The sequence below is a fragment of the Luteimonas cucumeris genome, from assembly GCF_007830035.1.
Taxonomy (GTDB): Bacteria; Pseudomonadota; Gammaproteobacteria; order Xanthomonadales; family Xanthomonadaceae; genus Luteimonas_C; species Luteimonas_C cucumeris.
In genome coordinates this window covers 29,015-43,911 of record NZ_VLKN01000002.1, presented here as the reverse complement: position 1 = coordinate 43,911, position 14,897 = coordinate 29,015, and the positions used below count along the sequence as shown (strand labels likewise).

Here is a 14,897-nt window from a genome sequence, read left to right as displayed (position 1 = left end):
TCGGATTCGCCGCCAGCCTCCGCCCGCCGTGACCGCCATCAAGCAACAGGACCTCATCCAGAGCGTCGCCGACGCCCTGCAGTACATCAGCTATTACCATCCCGTCGACTACATCCGGAACCTGACGGCGGCCTACGAGCGCGAGGAATCGCCGGCGGCCAAGGACGCGATCGCGCAGATTTTGATCAATTCGCGGATGTGCGCGGAAGGGCATCGGCCGATCTGCCAGGACACCGGCATCGTCACCGTGTTCCTGAAGATCGGTATGGACGTGCGCTGGGACGACGCGACCATGGGCGTCGAGGACATGGTCAACGAGGGCGTGCGCCGCGCCTATGCGTATCCGGACAACAAGCTGCGCGCCAGCGTGCTGGCCGATCCTGCCGGCAGGCGCCGCAACACCGGCGACAACACGCCGGCGGTGGTGAATGTCTCGGTGGTGCCGGGCAACACCATCGACGTGATCGTCGCCGCGAAAGGCGGCGGCTCGGAGGCGAAGTCGAAGTTCGCGATGCTCAATCCGTCCGACTCCATCATCGACTGGGTACTGAAGACGGTGCCGACGATGGGCGCCGGCTGGTGCCCGCCGGGCATGCTCGGCATCGGCATCGGCGGCACCGCCGAGAAGGCGATGCTGCTGGCCAAGGAAGCGCTGATGGAGCCGATCGACATCACCGACCTGCAGGCGCGCGGGCCGGCGAACCGGCTGGAGGAGCTGCGGCTGGAGATCTACGACAAGGTCAATGCGCTTGGTATCGGCGCCCAGGGCCTGGGCGGGCTGACCACGGTGCTCGACATCAAGATCAAGGATTACCCGACCCACGCGGCGAACCTGCCGGTGGCGATGATCCCGAACTGCGCGGCCACGCGTCATGCGCATTTCGTGCTCGACGGCAGTGGGCCGGTGATGCTCGACCCTCCTTCGCTGGAAGACTGGCCCAAGCTGACCTACGACGCCTCGAAGGGCCGCCGCGTCGATCTCGATACCGTGGCCCGCGAGGATGTCGCTTCGTGGAAGCCGGGTGAAGTGCTGCTGCTCAACGGCAGGCTGCTGACCGGGCGCGACGCGGCGCACAAGCGCATCGTCGAGATGCTCGACAAGGGCGAGCCGCTGCCGGTCGATTTCCGCGGACGTTTCATCTACTACGTCGGCCCGGTCGACCCGGTGCGCGACGAGGCGGTCGGTCCCGCCGGCCCGACCACGGCCACGCGCATGGACAAGTTCACCGAGCAGGTGCTGAGCCAGACCGGCCTGCTGGGCATGGTCGGCAAGGCCGAGCGTGGGCCGGCAGCGATCGAGGCGATCCGCAAGCACAGGTCGGTCTATCTGATGGCAGTCGGCGGCGCGGCCTACCTCGTGTCGAAGGCGATCAAGGCCGCACGCGTGGTCGCGTTCGAGGACCTGGGCATGGAGGCGATCTACGAGTTCACCGTGCAGGACATGCCGGTGACGGTGGCGGTCGATTCCGCTGGCGAATCGGTGCACCAGACCGGGCCGCGCGAGTGGCAGGCGCGGATCGGCAGGATTCCGGTGGTGGTGGCGTAGTTTCCATGATCCAAACCCCTCACCGCATTCGGGATGGCGAAGCAAGGATCAAGAAATGCGTGGCAGTTTGATCCAGCATCATCGCGACATCGATCACCTGCTGTCGCAGGTGCGCCGCATTGCGGTGCTCGGCATCAAGCCGGAAGACCTCGCCACGCAACCGGCGCACATGATTCCCGCATATCTGCATCGTGTCGGCTACGAGGTCGTGCCGGTGCCGGTGTATTACCCGGATATCGTCGAGATCCTGGGCAAACCGGTATACCGGCGCGTGTCGGACATTCCATTGCGCATCGACATCGTCGACGTGTTCCGCCGGCCCGAACACCTCGAACCGCACCTCGACGACCTGATCGCCGCCCGGCCGCGCGCGGTCTGGTTGCAGACCGGCATCCGCCACGACGCTTTCGCCGAGCGCCTGCTCGCCGCCGGCATCGACGTGGTGCAGGACCGGTGCCTGATGGTCGAACATCGGCGCTGGCGCCAGGCCGGCTGAGCCGTCGCGGGGAGCCGGTTCAAAGCTGCGACTTGAGCGGCAGCACGAACTTCTCCAGGAATTTCTCCTTCCACGGCCGCTGCAGCCACATCGCATGCGTGTAGCGCCGCGCCTGCGGCAGGTCGGCTTCGAACACCTTCGTCATGTGTTCGGCGAATTCCCGGTCGTAGACATTGAGGCTGGCTTCGTCGTTGAGGCGGAACGAGCGGATGTCGAAGTTGGTGGAACCCACCGACACCATTTCCCTGTCGATGATCAGCAGCTTGCTGTGCATCATCGTCGGCTGGTACTCGTGGATCTCGACACCGGCCTGCAGCAGCTTGCCCCAGCCGGCCTTCGAAGCCAGTCGAACCGCTTCCGAATCGATGTGCGGACCGGGCACGAGGATGCGGATGCGCACCCCGCGCTTGCGCGCCGCGAGCAGGGCCTGCTCGATCAGCGCATCGGGCACGAAATACGACGCCGCCAGGTCGATCGACTGCACGGCCGCGGCGATCGACATCAGGTACATCAGGTGCATGCTGTCGCTGCCGCCAGCCGGCGAACTGATGAACAGGTGCGCGTCCATGTTGCCGACCGGTGTCAGGGCAGGGAAATAATCCTTGCCGTTGAGTACCTCGCCGGTGATCTTGATCCAGTTGTCGTTGAACGCGGCCTGCATCTGCGCCACCGCCGGGCCTTCCATGCGGAAATGCATGTCGCGCCAGTGCGCCGGATCCTGCGCGTCGCCCTGCCACAGGTCGGCGATGCCGACGCCGCCGGTGAACGCGACCTTGCCGTCCACCACCAGCAACTTGCGATGGGTACGGTTGTTCATGCGGCGGAAGTTGTACCAGTGCAATGGCCGGTAACGCTCGATATGAACACCCGCAGCCTCCATCTGGTCCAGCAGGTCCTGTTCCATCTTGATGCTGCCGACCCAGTCGATGGTCACGCGTACGTCGACGCCGGCACGGGAGCGTTCGGACAGCGCATCGCTGAACTCCTGGCCGATTTCCCCCGACCAGTAGATGTAGGTCTCGAAGGTGATGGTGTCCTGCGCCGCGGCAATGGCCTCCAGCATCGACGGGAAGATGCCGTCGCCATTCTGCAGGTCGATGACGTGGTTCCCGGACATGATCGCCGGCCCCATCATCACGCCCATCTCGCGACGGAACTGCGGATCCGAGATCGCGTAGCGATGCTCGATCTTGCGCTCCAGTTCCTTTTCCGGTTTGGCGAAATTCAAGGCCAGGAACACCGCGATCACGGTGAGGAGGATGGTGGCGACGAGGGTCCAGATCACGCGTTTTCGGCTCCAGCGACTCGGCACGTGCGGCTCCGGCAGTCAGGACGAATACCGTCAGCTACTTTCGGCCGTGGCCGTGCAGCAACGCGTGAAAGCCGGCTGGCGGCTACGGGAACTCAAAGCCGCTTGGCCAGAGCGTCGAGCCGCTTTCGCGTGGTGGCCTGCAGCAGGTAGTCGCGGGCCAGTTTCTCCAGCGCCAGCAGATTGGTCGCGCTGGTATCGTCGACATCGTCCAAGCCGATGTGCAGTTCCGCCTGCAGGCGGAAGTAACCGTCCCCGACGAGTTGCCTGGCGATGTAATCGACCGAATCGGTGTTGCCGTCGAACAGCACGTCGATGATCGGGATCGCCCATTCCAGCGCACCCCATTCCCGTGCCTCGCGCAGGCTGATGCTGCGCGTGCGTTCGCCGCTGCCGACCGACAGCACGATCAGGTCTCGGCTGTTGTCGACGCGGGCATCCTTGCGCAGCGCTTCGGCGATGGCGCAGGCGGTCGGATTGTTGGCGACCACGCCGCCATCGATCATGGCGCGGGCCTTGCCTTCGACCATCATCGCGTGCGCGGGAAAATAGGTCGGAGCCGCCGACGAGGCGCGGCAGACTTCCCACACCGGCAGATCGCGGTGTTCGGGCTTGAAACTCTTGAACATCACCGGTGCGCGCGACACGGTGTCGTAGCTGGTCACCAGTACCGGGACCTTGAGCTGTCCCAGCGTGGTCTTGCCGAATGTCTTCCTGAGTACCTTCTCCAGTCCGCGCGCGTCATATCTGGGTGCCGATAGGCCATCGGCGAACGTCCGCGTGCTGCGCGACCAGAGCCGGCCTGCGAGTCCGGGGAAGATCACGTGGCGCTGGTCGCGATACAGGTCGGCGAGAGTGGCGGGGGCGTAGCCCATCGCCAATCCGCAGGCGATCAGCGCACCGGTGGAACTGCCGGCCAGCAGGTCGAAGTTCTTCAGCAGGCCGGGCTTGCCGGCGCGGGCCAGCGCATCCTCGACGCCGGTCAGCCACAGACAGCTGACCAGGCCGCGGATGCCGCCGCCGTCCAGCGATAGGATGCGTTTCATCTTCATCGGGACGTCTCCTTTCACCGGCTCTGCATGGTTGGCGAACCCCATGTTCGGCCAAGCGGATCGCAATGACTGCGACCGGTGACCCTGTTCCGTCATCCCGAGCGCAGCGTAGGACCTGCTTTTCCAGTCATCGCCGAGAAGCAGTTCCCGCGCTGCGCTCGGGATGACAGTAGAAAGCGGGAGTCCGATTCCGGAGGCTCAGTACCATTCCAGCAGTGAGATGCCCAGGCCGATGTAGGTGGCGCGGTGGTTGTAGTCGATCAGGCTTTCGCCGTAACCATCGAAGATCTGCACGTGTCCGCGCAGCAGGTTGCTGATCGGGAAGCCCCAGTCCAGCTGCACGGCACCGTGGGAGCGGTCGCCGCTGCGTAGCGAATGCCGCGCCATCAACGCGACTTCGTGTCCGTTGCGGTTGTAGACCAGGGTGGCGTCGCCGCGGCCGATGTAGTCCTCGATGTCGGCGTTGTTGTCGCTGCCGGCGTCTTCGGAGAACCGGTACCACGGCCGCAGCGACAGCGCCCAGTTTTCGCGGTCGAGGCCGATGTTGAGGATCGCGCGGTTCCAGCTGCGCGACAGAGGATCACTGCGGCCATTGGACTGGTGGGTGAACTGGATGCCGGTCATGCGGCCCTTCCAGCCGGCGATGCTGTAGTTGTTGCGGAACACCAGCATCACTTCCGGCTCGTAATTGGTTTCGCGGAACGGTCGCGATATGTCGGCGTTGTAGACCTGCCAACGCGAACTCTGGGTGTAGCCACCCCAGATGTCGCCGTTGTCGCCGAACAGGTTCTCGACGATCTTGGTCTTGAAGCTGAGCTGGAACTTCGCTTCGATCTCGTCCAGCGGCTCCGGCGTGGTCACCGTGTTGTTGGGATTGGGCGAGTGCGGCATCTCGTTCTTGTTGCTGGTCCAGAACACCGGGAACAGGTAGACCGGCTTGTAGGCGCGCAACTGGAACGGCCCCAGCTTGGAATCCCTGGCCAGTTCCCAGCGGCGATCGAGCAGCGAACCCTTGCCTGCATTGGCGATGGCGTCGTCGCCGAGATCCTCGCCGAACAGGTTCTCCATCGTGCGTTTGGCGCGCGTCTTCATCGGCGCCGAAGCGGGCGTGGTCGCCGCGCGCTCCTGCCTGGCCTCGGCCGCGGCGGCGTCCGCCTGCCGGGTGTCCGGTGCCTTGCGATGCACGGCAGCGTCGTAGCAGGCCAGGCGTTCGGCATCGACCGCGATCGCACGGCAGGCTTCGACGCTGCCGGGCTGGTAGGTCTGTGCGAAAGCGGGACAGCAGACAAGGAGAGGCGTGGCCAGCAGGATCCGGATGGCATCGCGACGGACTTTCATGGCTTGGGCCCTCCGGCTTCCAGCAGGTCTTCGTCCACGCCAGCACGCTGCGCGGCAGCCAGTTGCGTATCTATGTCGCGGTTGACCGAGGTGTCGGCGTTGGAGACGCGTGTCGATTCGCGATGCTTTCGCGGCTCGTCGGCATCCACGGACTTGCGCGTGCTGACGATGTTGTAGGTTGTCTGCGGTGCCGCGATGCCGGCATCCGCGAAGGCAGCCTTGACCAGGCGGATCGCTTCGCCCCGGCTCTTGCCGAGATCCGTCTCGCGCTGGTCGACCCAGCCGAAGAAGCGCAGCACGATGCCGGTGGGCGCGAAGTCCTGGACCACGGACGATGGCGCCGGTTCCTCGAGCACGCCCGGCACCTTGGCGATCTGCAGCAACGCCAGATCCTGCGAGCGCCCGATCGATTCCGCCGCGTCGATGGTGATGGTGAATTCAAAGCGGCGTTGCGGATTCTGCGAGTAATTCAGCACGATCGACTTGAAGACCATGGCGTTGGGAATGCGCAGTTCGTTGCCGTCCATGGTCATCAGCACCGTATTGCGCGAACTGAGCGCCACGACCTTGCCCTCGCGGTTGTCGATCATCACGTGGTCGCCCGGCGCGAATGGCCGGCGCAGGCTCAGCAGGACGCCGGACACGTAGTTCTCGGCGATGTCCCTGAAGGCGAAACCGACGACCAGGCCGATCACGCCAGCCGAGCCCAGAACCGCGCCTACCAGTGAAGTGGCGCCGAGCAGGTCCAATGCGATCAGGACACCGATCAGCAGCGCGATGGTCTGCACCACGCGCCGCAACAGGCCATCCATGTACGGGTTGCGGCTCTTGATGCGCAGCCAGTGCAGCCGCCTGGACAGGAAACCTCCGATCCAGCTCGCCAGCAGCACTATCACGATCGCGACTACCAGCAGCGGCAGCGCCGCTAGCAGACGGATCATCTTGGCGAGGATCAGGTCCCAGGCGGCGCGCAGTCGCGTCGATACAGGGGTATGCACCTCGATCCGGTTGTCGACCTTGGTGATGCCGGGCGTGCCGGCGGCGATCGTCGCGGCCGCCTTGCGCATCTGCTCGCTGCGCACCAGGCCGTCGAGCGTGGCCGCGCCATTGCTGACGCTGGGGATCACCGCTTGCAGGCCGTCCACCTCGCGCAGACGTGCTGCGATCCGGTCGCGGGCTTCGCCGTCGGCGGCAGGATCAGTCTCCACGCTGGCGCTTGCGGCAGGCTTGGCCTGTTTGGCGAGCAGGAGTGCCGGTACCGCCCATGCGGAGGCGCTGCCGCAAGCGATCAGCAGGCACAACAGCCAGATCAGGGATTGCCGCAGGCGGGGTGGGCGCGAAGAGGCGCGTGTCGCCGGATCAATCAAGTGCATGGGCGTTTGAATCGGTCTTCCTGTGTTGCCGGGCAGTGTACGCGCTGGGGTCTGGAGCCATGTCGACGAGCAATCACAACCACCACGCCAATGCGAACAAGCCGATCATGGCGAAAGCGATGCCCAGCTTCAGCACCACGCCGAGCACGATCCCGAACCAGGTGCCGAAGCCGACCTTGGTCGCATGCCCGAAACTGCGGCGGTCGACGCTGCGCTGATGCAGCAGTTCGCCGGCCAGCGCGCCGGCGAACGGGCCGACGAACAGACCGACTGGCGGGAACACGAACAGCCCGGCGAACGTGCCGAGCACGGCGCCGACCAGGGCCTTGCGGCTGGCGCCGACGCGCTTGGCGCCGTGTGCGGTGGCCCAGAAGTCGACAGCCATCGACAGCAGTGTCAGCACCGCCAGCAGCACGATCATCGCGGGTCCGATCTGCTCGAAGTCGCCCGCCCACGCCGCGAGCAGCATGCCCGCGAAAACCAGCGGCAATCCGGGCAGTGCCGGCAGCACCGTGCCGATGATGCCGACCACCACCAGCACCACCGCGATCACGTAATAAAGCGTCTTCGGGTCCATCGTATTTTCCTTGGAAAACGGGGTGTTGGCCGGCTTTCCGAACGGTCCGGAAGCGCGATTGCATTTTCACAAATGCCGGGGTAAGTTGCCTTCGCTGAGTTTCAAGGGTCACCGTGAATCGTGGCCTGATGCGGTAGATCCCTGTTCCCGATCCGCTACATCCTTGCACCTCGCTTCCTCCTTGTAACCAGCATCGTCGCGAGTGGTTCGCGGCGTTTACCAAACTGCTTCAAGGAGCAAGACAGATGTCGAACCGTGAAACAGGTACCGTCAAGTGGTTCAACGACGCCAAGGGCTTCGGCTTCATCAGCCGCGAGAATGGCGAAGACGTGTTCGTGCATTTCCGTGCGATCCAATCGCAGGGATTCAAGAGTCTTAAAGAAGGGCAGAAGGTCAGCTTCACCGTCGTCCAGGGCCAGAAAGGACTGCAGGCCGACGCTGTGGAACCCATGTAATTCCGGCCGCCCCCGTGGCCAACAAAAAACCCCCGGCAGCGATGCCGGGGGTTTTTTCATGCTGACCCGTGCGGGTCGGTCGCATTGCTTTTTATTGCTGCGGCCAGGCGCGACCGTTGTAGACACGGACGTATGACCCTTCCCGGATGCCGGCCAGATCGGTCTGCTGTACGACCACCGTGCGACCATCGTCCATGCGCACGGTGACGTTGTTCTCGGCACTGGTCACGTTCTTCTGGATGGCATTGCCGGCCAGCGCGCCGGCCGCGGCACCGCCGATGGTGGCGGCATTCTTGCGGCCCTTGCTGTCGGTATGGTCGTCGGCCACTTCGCGGCCGATCGCGGCACCGACGATGCCGCCGAGGATCGCGCCGGTCGCGCGCGGGGCGCCCGATCCCGGCACGCGCTCGATCTGCATGACGGTGCCACAGTCGTAGCAGGAACGGCTGCTGGAGGGTGGTGGATAGTTGTTGTAACCGCCGTTGTTGTAGCCGCCGCCATAGCCCGGCGAGGTGGTCGCGCAACCAGCCATCGCCAATGTGGCGACGGCGGCGAAGCCGATCAGACGGATGTTCATGCGTCTCTCCTTGATGTCAGGGCGAAGCGTCGCCGTAGCTTTTCGATGTCGAACTTAGATCGACCACGATGAATGGGCTGTCAACCGATGATCATCCGTCAGCGGGTATTCAGTTGCGGAAATCCTGGTGGCATGCCTTGCAGGCTTCGCCGATCCTGGAGACGATCGTGGTGACGCCGGGACAGTTCAATGGCGGCGTCGCCAGCGCGCCATCGAGCGTGCCGCGCATCTGGCTGGCGTGCTGCGCGAAACGCTGGTCGTCGCGCAGATCAGGGAAGGCAGGCTCCAGGTCGTTGGACATGGTCCGCAGCGCCTGCAGGTGCGGCAACGTATCGGTCGCGCCGCAGCGGTTGCGCTCGACATTGGTCTTCAGCTGGGCCAGGTGCCATTGCTGTACGTGCATTACCGATCCATGGAAATGATCCTTGCGCGCATCGATCGCGCGTATCGCCATCACCGTGGCGACGATGCCGATCACCAGTCCGATCAGGAACAGGAACAGGTAGCGGGTGGCGTGGGAGGACTTGGCTGCGGTCGAAGGCGGCGGTGGCGGCGTGGATGCTGGCGTGCTGGACATGGCGGGCTCCCTTGGAATCGGCGCGAACATACCACGCCATGCACGACAGGCCGTGCCGGCGATTAGACTGGCCGCATGAAAGAAGAGTGGAAGCAACGCTTCGCCGGCATCGATCGGCTGTACGGGCGCGGCACCGTCGCACGGTTGATGCATTGCCGGGTCGCGGTGGTCGGTGTCGGCGGTGTCGGCTCGTGGGCGGTCGAGGCGCTGGCGCGTACCGGCGTGGGCCACCTGACCCTGATCGACGCCGACGACCTGTGCCTGTCCAACACCAACCGGCAGTTGCCGGCGCTGGAAGGGCAGTACGGCCGCAACAAGGCGCAGGCGCTGGCCGAACGCTGCCTTGCGATCAACCCGCAGATCGGCATCGATGCCGTGCAGGCCTTCGTCACGCCATCCACCCTGGAGCCGCTGTTGGGTAGCGGCTTCGACCTGGTGCTGGACGCCTGCGACAGCTTCCGCGCCAAGGTCGAGATGATCGCGTGGTGCCGACGCCGCAAGCAGCCGGTGATCGCGGTCGGCTCGGCGGGCGGGCGCACCGACCCGACGCTGGTGCGCGTGCGCGACCTGTCGCGCACCGAACACGATGCGATGCTGGCCCTGATCCGCAAGAAGCTGCGCGCCGAGTTCAATTTCCCGAAGAGCCCGCAGCGTTATTTCGGTGTGCCGGCGATCTATTCCCTGGAGAACGTCAGGTATCCCCAGGCCGACGGCAGCGTGTCGGGCCTGCGTCCGAAGATGGGGGCCGATGCCGCGTTGAAGCTGGATTGCGGGGCAGGGCTGGGCGCGGCGACGCATATCACCGGCGCATTCGCTTTCGCGGCCGTGGGCAAGGCGATCGAAATGCTGCTAAAACCCGCCGCGAACGTTGTCCCGACTGCATAGCTCCAGCCCGCTTGCAGCGCGGACGTACTCAGGGCGCAGCGCGCAGATGGAACAGGCGCCTGGCGTTGGCCGCCGTGATGCTTGCGATTTCGTCCGCATCGATATCGCGCAATCCTGCGATGGTGTCGCGGACCGTCGACAGGCGCGCGGGTTCGTTGCGCTGGCCACGGATCTGGGCGTCGGGCTGGTCGGGTGCATCCGTTTCCAGCAGCAGGTACTCCAGCGGCATCGTGGCCGCCAGGCGGCGCAGGCGGTTGGCGCGGTCGTAAGTGACCGGTCCGCCGAGCCCGATCAGGAACCCCAGCTGCCATAGCTGTCGCGCCTGTTCCGGGCTGCCGGAAAAGCTGTGCACGACACCACGCAGGCTACCGATGCGCCGGATCGCCGCAATCACCGCGTCCACCGCGCGTCGTGCATGCACGATCACCGGCAGGTCGAATTCGCGCGCCAGCGCCAGCTGGGCATCGAAATAGTGCTGCTGCCGTTCCGGATCCAGTCCTTCGACGAAGTAGTCCAGTCCGCATTCGCCGACGGCGACCGGCCGTTCGCGTTCGATCCAGTCCTGCAGCGCGGGCAGGTGGTTTTCGCGATGCTGCTCCAGGTACATCGGATGCAGGCCATAGGCCGGATGCAATCCCGGCGCGAGCGCGCACACTTCGCGCAGCTTGGGCCAGCCCGCGGCGGTGACCGCCGGAACGATCTGCCGGGTGACGCCGGCCGCGACGGCGCGGTCGATGACTGCGGCGCGGTCGGCATCGAACTCCGATGCATCGAGGTGGCAATGGCTGTCGACCAGCGCGACACTCATTGCCGTTCGGATTCGCCTTCGAGCGGCGCCGATGATTCGAGCCTGCGGCGTTTGAAATGCGCCAGCAGCAGTGCGGTCAGGCCGATCAGCAATTCATCGAGGAACGGGATCAGGTCCGGCACGGCCACGTCGACCGCGAATATCGCCGCGGTGATAAGGAACAACTGCGGATAGCGCAGGCGACTGAACCAGCGCAGCAACGGCGCGACCACGAGACTCGCCATGACCGGTCCTCGAAGGAGGGTGATGCAGGTCACGCTACCACGCGGGTGGAGTGCCTGCAGGTCTGCTGACAGTTTATCTTTCCGACAGCTTGTTACGAAACTTTCACCTTTCGGTTCAGCTAACGCGTGCTGCAATACCAGCACGATCAACGCGGAACCTTTCCGCCCAGGAGGCGAGCATGAAGAACAATACGTTGGCAATTGCACTGGCCTCGCTGCTGGTCGGCGGCGTCGCCGTCGCGGCTTTCCAGAACAACCGCGACAAGCAGCCCGACTATTCGGTGGCTGGACAATCGCAGCTGCAGCCCGGCGCTCTGGGTGACGATGCTCTGGCCGACAACACGATCCCCGCCAGCGGCCGCGTCGAATATGCGCAGGTCATCGATGCGCGTCCGATCACCGAGAAGGAAAAGCTGTATGCAACGGTGATCGGTTCCGAGCCGGTCCGCGAAACCACCACCACCTCCAACCCGCGCGAAGTCTGCAATGACGTCGTCGTACAGGAGAGGGCGCCGGAACGCGACGGCAATGTCGGCGGCACGGTCGCCGGTGCGGTGATCGGCGGCCTGATCGGCAACCAGGTTGGCGGCGGCAACGGCCGCAAGCTGGCCACGGTGGCCGGCGCGGTCGGTGGCGGCTTCGCCGGTCGCGAGATCGACCGGCGCCATGTCGGCGGCCAGGTCGTCAATCGTACCGAGCGCCAGTGCCATACGGTGTCCGGCACGTCCCAGTCCAGCCGCGTGGTCGCCTACAACGTGACCTACCGCAATCCGGATGGCACCACCGACACGATGCGCACCGGCAGCAAGCCGGGCGAGCGCATCCTGCTCGGCGACGAAGAGGTGATCACCGGTTATGACGTGACCTACCGCTACGGCGGTCGCGAACAGACCGTGCGCATGGACCAGAAGCCGGGCGATCGCCTGCCGGTGATCGACGGCCAGGTCGTGACCCAGGTGGCGTCGGCTTCGGGCGACACCGCTTCAAGTCAGTAGGATCCACGCGAAAGCATTTGCACGGGCCCGGCATTGCCGGGCCCGTTTCGTTTCTGGCTCTCGTAAGGATGGGCCCAGCCGTGGCGTCAGGCGAGCTGACCTCTGCCCCGGGATCGCCGCAGGCACTGATCGGATGGGCACAGGTGCCGCGCTGCAACACGGCCCGATACAATGATGGTTTCCCGCTCGCCGAAACCTGCCATGGCCCTGCATCCCTACGATCTGTACGACGTCCGTTCCCTGCTCAGCGAAGAGGAGCGTGCCGTACAGGAAACCGTGGCCCGTTTCACCGACGAACGCGTGCTGCCGATCATCGGCGACTGCTTCGACCAGGCCCGTTTCCCCCGCGAACTGATCCCGGAAATGGCCGAGCTCGGCCTGCTCGGCGCGACCCTGCCCGAGGAATACGGCTGCGCCGGGCTGAACGCGGTCAGCTACGGCCTGATCTGCCAGGAACTGGAGCGCGGCGACAGCGGCATCCGCAGCTTCGCCAGCGTGCAGTCCTCGCTGTGCATGTATCCGATCTATGCCTACGGCACCGAGGAACAGCGCCAGCGCTGGCTGCCGGACATGGCTGCGGGCCGGGTGATCGGCTGCTTCGGCCTGACCGAGCCGCAGGGCGGTTCCGATCCGGCCAACATGAAGACCCACGCGAAGAAGGACGGTGCCGACTGGGTCATCAACGGCGGCAAGATGTGGATCACCAATGGCAACGTGGCCGACATCGCCATCGTCTGGGCGCAGACCGACGACGGCATCCAGGGCTTCGTGGTCGAAAAGGATTTCGCCGGCTTCACCGCCCAGGAGATCAAGCACAAGATGAGCCTGCGCGCGTCGGTGACCAGCGCGTTGTTCTTCGACAACGTGCGCGTGCCGGAGGCCAATCGCCTGCCGAACGTGAAAGGCCTGAAGGGCCCGCTCGGCTGCCTGACCCAGGCGCGTTACGGCATCACCTGGGGACCGATCGGCGCTGCCATCGCCTGCCTCGACGAAGCGCTGAACTATTCCAAGGAACGCATGCTGTTCAACCGCCCGGTGGCGGCGACGCAGAGCGCACAGATCAAGATGGCCGACTGGGCGCGCCGCATCACCACTGCGCAACTGCTGTCGCTGCAATTGGGCCGTCTGAAGGACGCCGGCAAGATGCAGCCGACCCAGGTCAGCCTGGCGAAGTGGAACAACTGCCGGATGGCGATCGACATCGCCCGCGAGGCGCGCGACCTGCTCGGCGGCGCCGGCATCACCACCGAGCACAGTCCGATCCGCCATGGGCTGAACCTCGAGTCCGTGATCACCTACGAAGGCACCGAAACCGTGCACCAGCTGGTGGTCGGGCGCGAGTTGACCGGCATCAACGCATTCTGAAGTCGTCCTCGAATTACCAGGAGCAGACGTGGCCGCACCCGACATCCGCATCGAAACCCAGCGCCTGATCCTGCGCCTCCCGCAGATCGGGGATTTCGATCGTTACGCGGAGTTGCATGCCGACGAGGGCGCCATGAAATTCCTCGGCGGCGTGCTGCCGCGCGCGGTGGCGTGGCGCAAGTTCCTGCAGATGCCGGGTGCCTGGCAGGTGCAGGGTTTCGCGATGTTTTCCGTCGTCGACAAGGATAGCGGTCGCTGGCTGGGCCAACTCGGACCCTGGCGGCCGGACGGCTGGCCGGGCAATGAAGTGGGCTGGGTCTTCCATCCCGATGCCCAGGGCAGGGGCTACGCCACCGAGGCCGGTGTCGCAGCGCTGGACTGGGCTTTCGACAATCTGGGATGGAACGACGTGATCCATTGCATCGATCCGGGCAACGTACCTTCGCAGCGCGTGGCCGAACGCTTGGGATCGCGCAATCAGGGGCCGGGCAAGCTGCCGCCGCCCAGCGAGGAGCACCCCATCGAGATCTGGGGCCAGACCCGCGAGCAGTGGCTGGCGCGCCGCGCGCGGGAGGGAGTCGTCGCATGATCACGGTCTACGGCTATTCGGTTTCCGGCAACTGCCACAAGTTGCGACTGCTGCTGGAACAGCTCGGACGCGAATACCGCTGGGTGGAAATCGACAGTTCCAAGGGCGAGTCGCGCACGCCGCAATACCTGGCGAAGAATGCAAATGGCCGCGTGCCGATCATTGAACTGGACGATGGGCGCGTGCTCGCCGAATCGAATGCGATCCTGTGCTGGCTGGCCGATGGTACGGCCTGCCTGCCGTCCGACGGCTGGCAAAAGGCGCAAGCGCTGAGCTGGATGTTCTTCGAGCAGTACAGCCACGAACCCTACGTCGCAGTGGCGCGCTTCATCCGTGGCTGGACGCCGGCCGATTCACCGCGCCGCACGGCCGAGTTGCCGCGCTGCCTCGAACGCGGACACCAGGCGCTGGCGGTGATGGAGAAACATCTTGCTGGCAACGCCTGGTTCACCGGACCGGATTACGGCATCGCCGACATTGCCTTGTTCGCCTATACCGACGTCGCCCATCACGGCGGATTCGATCTTGCATCCTATCCGGCGCTCCGCGACTGGCTGGAGCGCGTGCGGGCCACGCCAGGTTTCGTCGCGATGCCGGATCCCGCGCCCGAGAATGCCGCCTTGCTGGCGATCTGAATTCCGAGCTCCATGCACTCCTGAACCCGTTTATTGTCATCCGGACCTATTGCCGTCATCCCGTGCGCAACGGGGGATCCGTTTCAGTCGCAACAA

17 protein-coding genes are annotated in these 14,897 nt (G+C 65.1%); 8 read left to right on the top strand and 9 right to left on the bottom strand.

Annotated features, from left to right (window positions below; genetic code table 11):
- The first annotated feature begins 28 nt into the window (after positions 1–28).
- Both IP90_RS03325 and IP90_RS03320 read left to right on the top strand, forming a co-directional pair.
- On the top strand, positions 29–1,546 hold the full coding sequence (locus IP90_RS03325) for a fumarate hydratase (RefSeq protein ID WP_144898218.1): 1,518 nt from the start codon (positions 29–31) through the stop codon (positions 1,544–1,546).
- Positions 1,547–1,601: 55 nt separating this feature from the next.
- The gene (locus tag IP90_RS03320) at positions 1,602–2,042 is read left to right on the top strand and encodes a CoA-binding protein (protein ID WP_144898217.1); all 441 of its coding nucleotides are present in this window, start codon (positions 1,602–1,604) and stop codon (positions 2,040–2,042) included.
- 19 nt (positions 2,043–2,061) lie between these two features.
- Here the strand turns inward: IP90_RS03320 and IP90_RS03315 are convergent, their stop codons facing one another.
- The 5 genes from IP90_RS03315 to IP90_RS03295 all read right to left on the bottom strand — a co-directional run bounded on the left by IP90_RS03315 (position 2,062) and on the right by IP90_RS03295 (position 7,691).
- The gene (locus IP90_RS03315) at positions 2,062–3,327 is read right to left on the bottom strand and encodes a phospholipase D-like domain-containing protein (RefSeq protein WP_144898216.1); all 1,266 of its coding nucleotides are present in this window, start codon (positions 3,325–3,327) and stop codon (positions 2,062–2,064) included.
- A 119-nt stretch (positions 3,328–3,446) separates the two neighbouring features.
- Positions 3,447–4,403, bottom strand: a complete 957-nt coding sequence (locus IP90_RS03310; RefSeq protein ID WP_158635259.1) for a patatin-like phospholipase family protein — start codon at positions 4,401–4,403, stop codon at positions 3,447–3,449.
- 198 nt (positions 4,404–4,601) lie between these two features.
- Complete coding sequence (locus IP90_RS03305) at positions 4,602–5,741, bottom strand: phospholipase A (RefSeq protein ID WP_144898214.1); 1,140 nt, start codon at positions 5,739–5,741, stop codon at positions 4,602–4,604.
- Positions 5,738–7,114, bottom strand: coding sequence for a mechanosensitive ion channel domain-containing protein (locus IP90_RS03300; protein ID WP_144898213.1), 1,377 nt, complete (start codon positions 7,112–7,114; stop codon positions 5,738–5,740). The genes IP90_RS03305 and IP90_RS03300 overlap by 4 nt, the downstream gene beginning before the upstream one ends.
- Before the next feature lie 73 nt (positions 7,115–7,187).
- Positions 7,188–7,691, bottom strand: coding sequence for a DUF456 domain-containing protein (locus IP90_RS03295; protein WP_144898212.1), 504 nt, complete (start codon positions 7,689–7,691; stop codon positions 7,188–7,190).
- Between the two features lie 245 nt (positions 7,692–7,936).
- Between IP90_RS03295 and IP90_RS03290 the strand changes: the two genes are divergently transcribed.
- Positions 7,937–8,146 (top strand): cold-shock protein, encoded by a 210-nt coding sequence (locus IP90_RS03290; protein ID WP_137265652.1) that lies wholly within the window; start codon positions 7,937–7,939, stop codon positions 8,144–8,146.
- 91 nt (positions 8,147–8,237) lie between these two features.
- Here IP90_RS03290 and IP90_RS03285 read toward each other — a convergent pair whose 3' ends face one another.
- Together IP90_RS03285 and IP90_RS03280 are read right to left on the bottom strand one after the other, a co-directional pair.
- Positions 8,238–8,723, bottom strand: a complete 486-nt coding sequence (locus IP90_RS03285) for a glycine zipper 2TM domain-containing protein (protein WP_144898211.1) — start codon at positions 8,721–8,723, stop codon at positions 8,238–8,240.
- Between the two features lie 109 nt (positions 8,724–8,832).
- A complete protein-coding gene (locus IP90_RS03280; protein WP_242007467.1) occupies positions 8,833–9,300 on the bottom strand; it encodes a hypothetical protein in 468 nt (155 codons plus the stop codon).
- Between the two features lie 75 nt (positions 9,301–9,375).
- Between IP90_RS03280 and IP90_RS03275 the strand changes: the two genes are divergently transcribed.
- Positions 9,376–10,185, top strand: coding sequence for a tRNA threonylcarbamoyladenosine dehydratase (locus IP90_RS03275; RefSeq protein ID WP_144898210.1), 810 nt, complete (start codon positions 9,376–9,378; stop codon positions 10,183–10,185).
- A 28-nt stretch (positions 10,186–10,213) separates the two neighbouring features.
- Here IP90_RS03275 and IP90_RS03270 read toward each other — a convergent pair whose 3' ends face one another.
- Positions 10,214–10,993 carry a TatD family hydrolase gene (locus IP90_RS03270; protein ID WP_199753382.1) on the bottom strand — a complete coding sequence of 260 codons (780 nt, stop codon included), beginning with the start codon at positions 10,991–10,993 and terminating at the stop codon, positions 10,214–10,216.
- Positions 10,990–11,217: a DUF6116 family protein gene (locus IP90_RS03265; RefSeq protein ID WP_144898209.1), complete on the bottom strand. Its 228-nt coding sequence runs from the start codon at positions 11,215–11,217 to the stop codon at positions 10,990–10,992. The genes IP90_RS03270 and IP90_RS03265 overlap by 4 nt, the downstream gene beginning before the upstream one ends.
- Positions 11,218–11,396: 179 nt before the next feature.
- Between IP90_RS03265 and IP90_RS03260 the strand changes: the two genes are divergently transcribed.
- From IP90_RS03260 to IP90_RS03245, 4 genes are all read left to right on the top strand, one after another.
- Positions 11,397–12,212, top strand: a complete 816-nt coding sequence (locus IP90_RS03260) for a glycine zipper 2TM domain-containing protein (RefSeq protein ID WP_144898208.1) — start codon at positions 11,397–11,399, stop codon at positions 12,210–12,212.
- 201 nt (positions 12,213–12,413) lie between these two features.
- A complete protein-coding gene (locus IP90_RS03255) occupies positions 12,414–13,577 on the top strand; it encodes an acyl-CoA dehydrogenase family protein (RefSeq protein ID WP_144898207.1) in 1,164 nt (387 codons plus the stop codon).
- Positions 13,578–13,605: 28 nt separating this feature from the next.
- Positions 13,606–14,166, top strand: a complete 561-nt coding sequence (locus tag IP90_RS03250; protein WP_144898206.1) for a GNAT family N-acetyltransferase — start codon at positions 13,606–13,608, stop codon at positions 14,164–14,166.
- Positions 14,163–14,801 carry a glutathione S-transferase family protein gene (locus IP90_RS03245; RefSeq protein ID WP_144898205.1) on the top strand — a complete coding sequence of 213 codons (639 nt, stop codon included), beginning with the start codon at positions 14,163–14,165 and terminating at the stop codon, positions 14,799–14,801. The genes IP90_RS03250 and IP90_RS03245 overlap by 4 nt, the downstream gene beginning before the upstream one ends.
- The last annotated feature ends 96 nt before the right edge of the window (positions 14,802–14,897 follow it).

Excerpts from the sequence above, each read along its gene's own strand:
- IP90_RS03310 (WP_158635259.1), bottom strand. The coding sequence starts at position 4,403 with ATGAAGATGAAACGCATCCTATCGCTGGACGGCGGCGGCATCCGCGGC.
- IP90_RS03320 (WP_144898217.1), top strand. The coding sequence starts at position 1,602 with ATGCGTGGCAGTTTGATCCAGCATCATCGCGACATCGATCACCTGCTG.
- IP90_RS03255 (WP_144898207.1), top strand. The coding sequence starts at position 12,414 with ATGGCCCTGCATCCCTACGATCTGTACGACGTCCGTTCCCTGCTCAGC.
- IP90_RS03300 (WP_144898213.1), bottom strand. The coding sequence starts at position 7,114 with ATGCACTTGATTGATCCGGCGACACGCGCCTCTTCGCGCCCACCCCGC.
- IP90_RS03285 (WP_144898211.1), bottom strand. The coding sequence starts at position 8,723 with ATGAACATCCGTCTGATCGGCTTCGCCGCCGTCGCCACATTGGCGATG.
- IP90_RS03305 (WP_144898214.1), bottom strand. The coding sequence starts at position 5,741 with ATGAAAGTCCGTCGCGATGCCATCCGGATCCTGCTGGCCACGCCTCTC.
- IP90_RS03260 (WP_144898208.1), top strand. The coding sequence starts at position 11,397 with ATGAAGAACAATACGTTGGCAATTGCACTGGCCTCGCTGCTGGTCGGC.
- IP90_RS03275 (WP_144898210.1), top strand. The coding sequence starts at position 9,376 with ATGAAAGAAGAGTGGAAGCAACGCTTCGCCGGCATCGATCGGCTGTAC.
- IP90_RS03265 (WP_144898209.1), bottom strand. The coding sequence starts at position 11,217 with ATGGCGAGTCTCGTGGTCGCGCCGTTGCTGCGCTGGTTCAGTCGCCTG.
- IP90_RS03295 (WP_144898212.1), bottom strand. The coding sequence starts at position 7,691 with ATGGACCCGAAGACGCTTTATTACGTGATCGCGGTGGTGCTGGTGGTG.
- IP90_RS03280 (WP_242007467.1), bottom strand. The coding sequence starts at position 9,300 with ATGTCCAGCACGCCAGCATCCACGCCGCCACCGCCGCCTTCGACCGCA.
- IP90_RS03270 (WP_199753382.1), bottom strand. The coding sequence starts at position 10,993 with ATGAGTGTCGCGCTGGTCGACAGCCATTGCCACCTCGATGCATCGGAG.
- IP90_RS03290 (WP_137265652.1), top strand. The coding sequence starts at position 7,937 with ATGTCGAACCGTGAAACAGGTACCGTCAAGTGGTTCAACGACGCCAAG.
- IP90_RS03245 (WP_144898205.1), top strand. The coding sequence starts at position 14,163 with ATGATCACGGTCTACGGCTATTCGGTTTCCGGCAACTGCCACAAGTTG.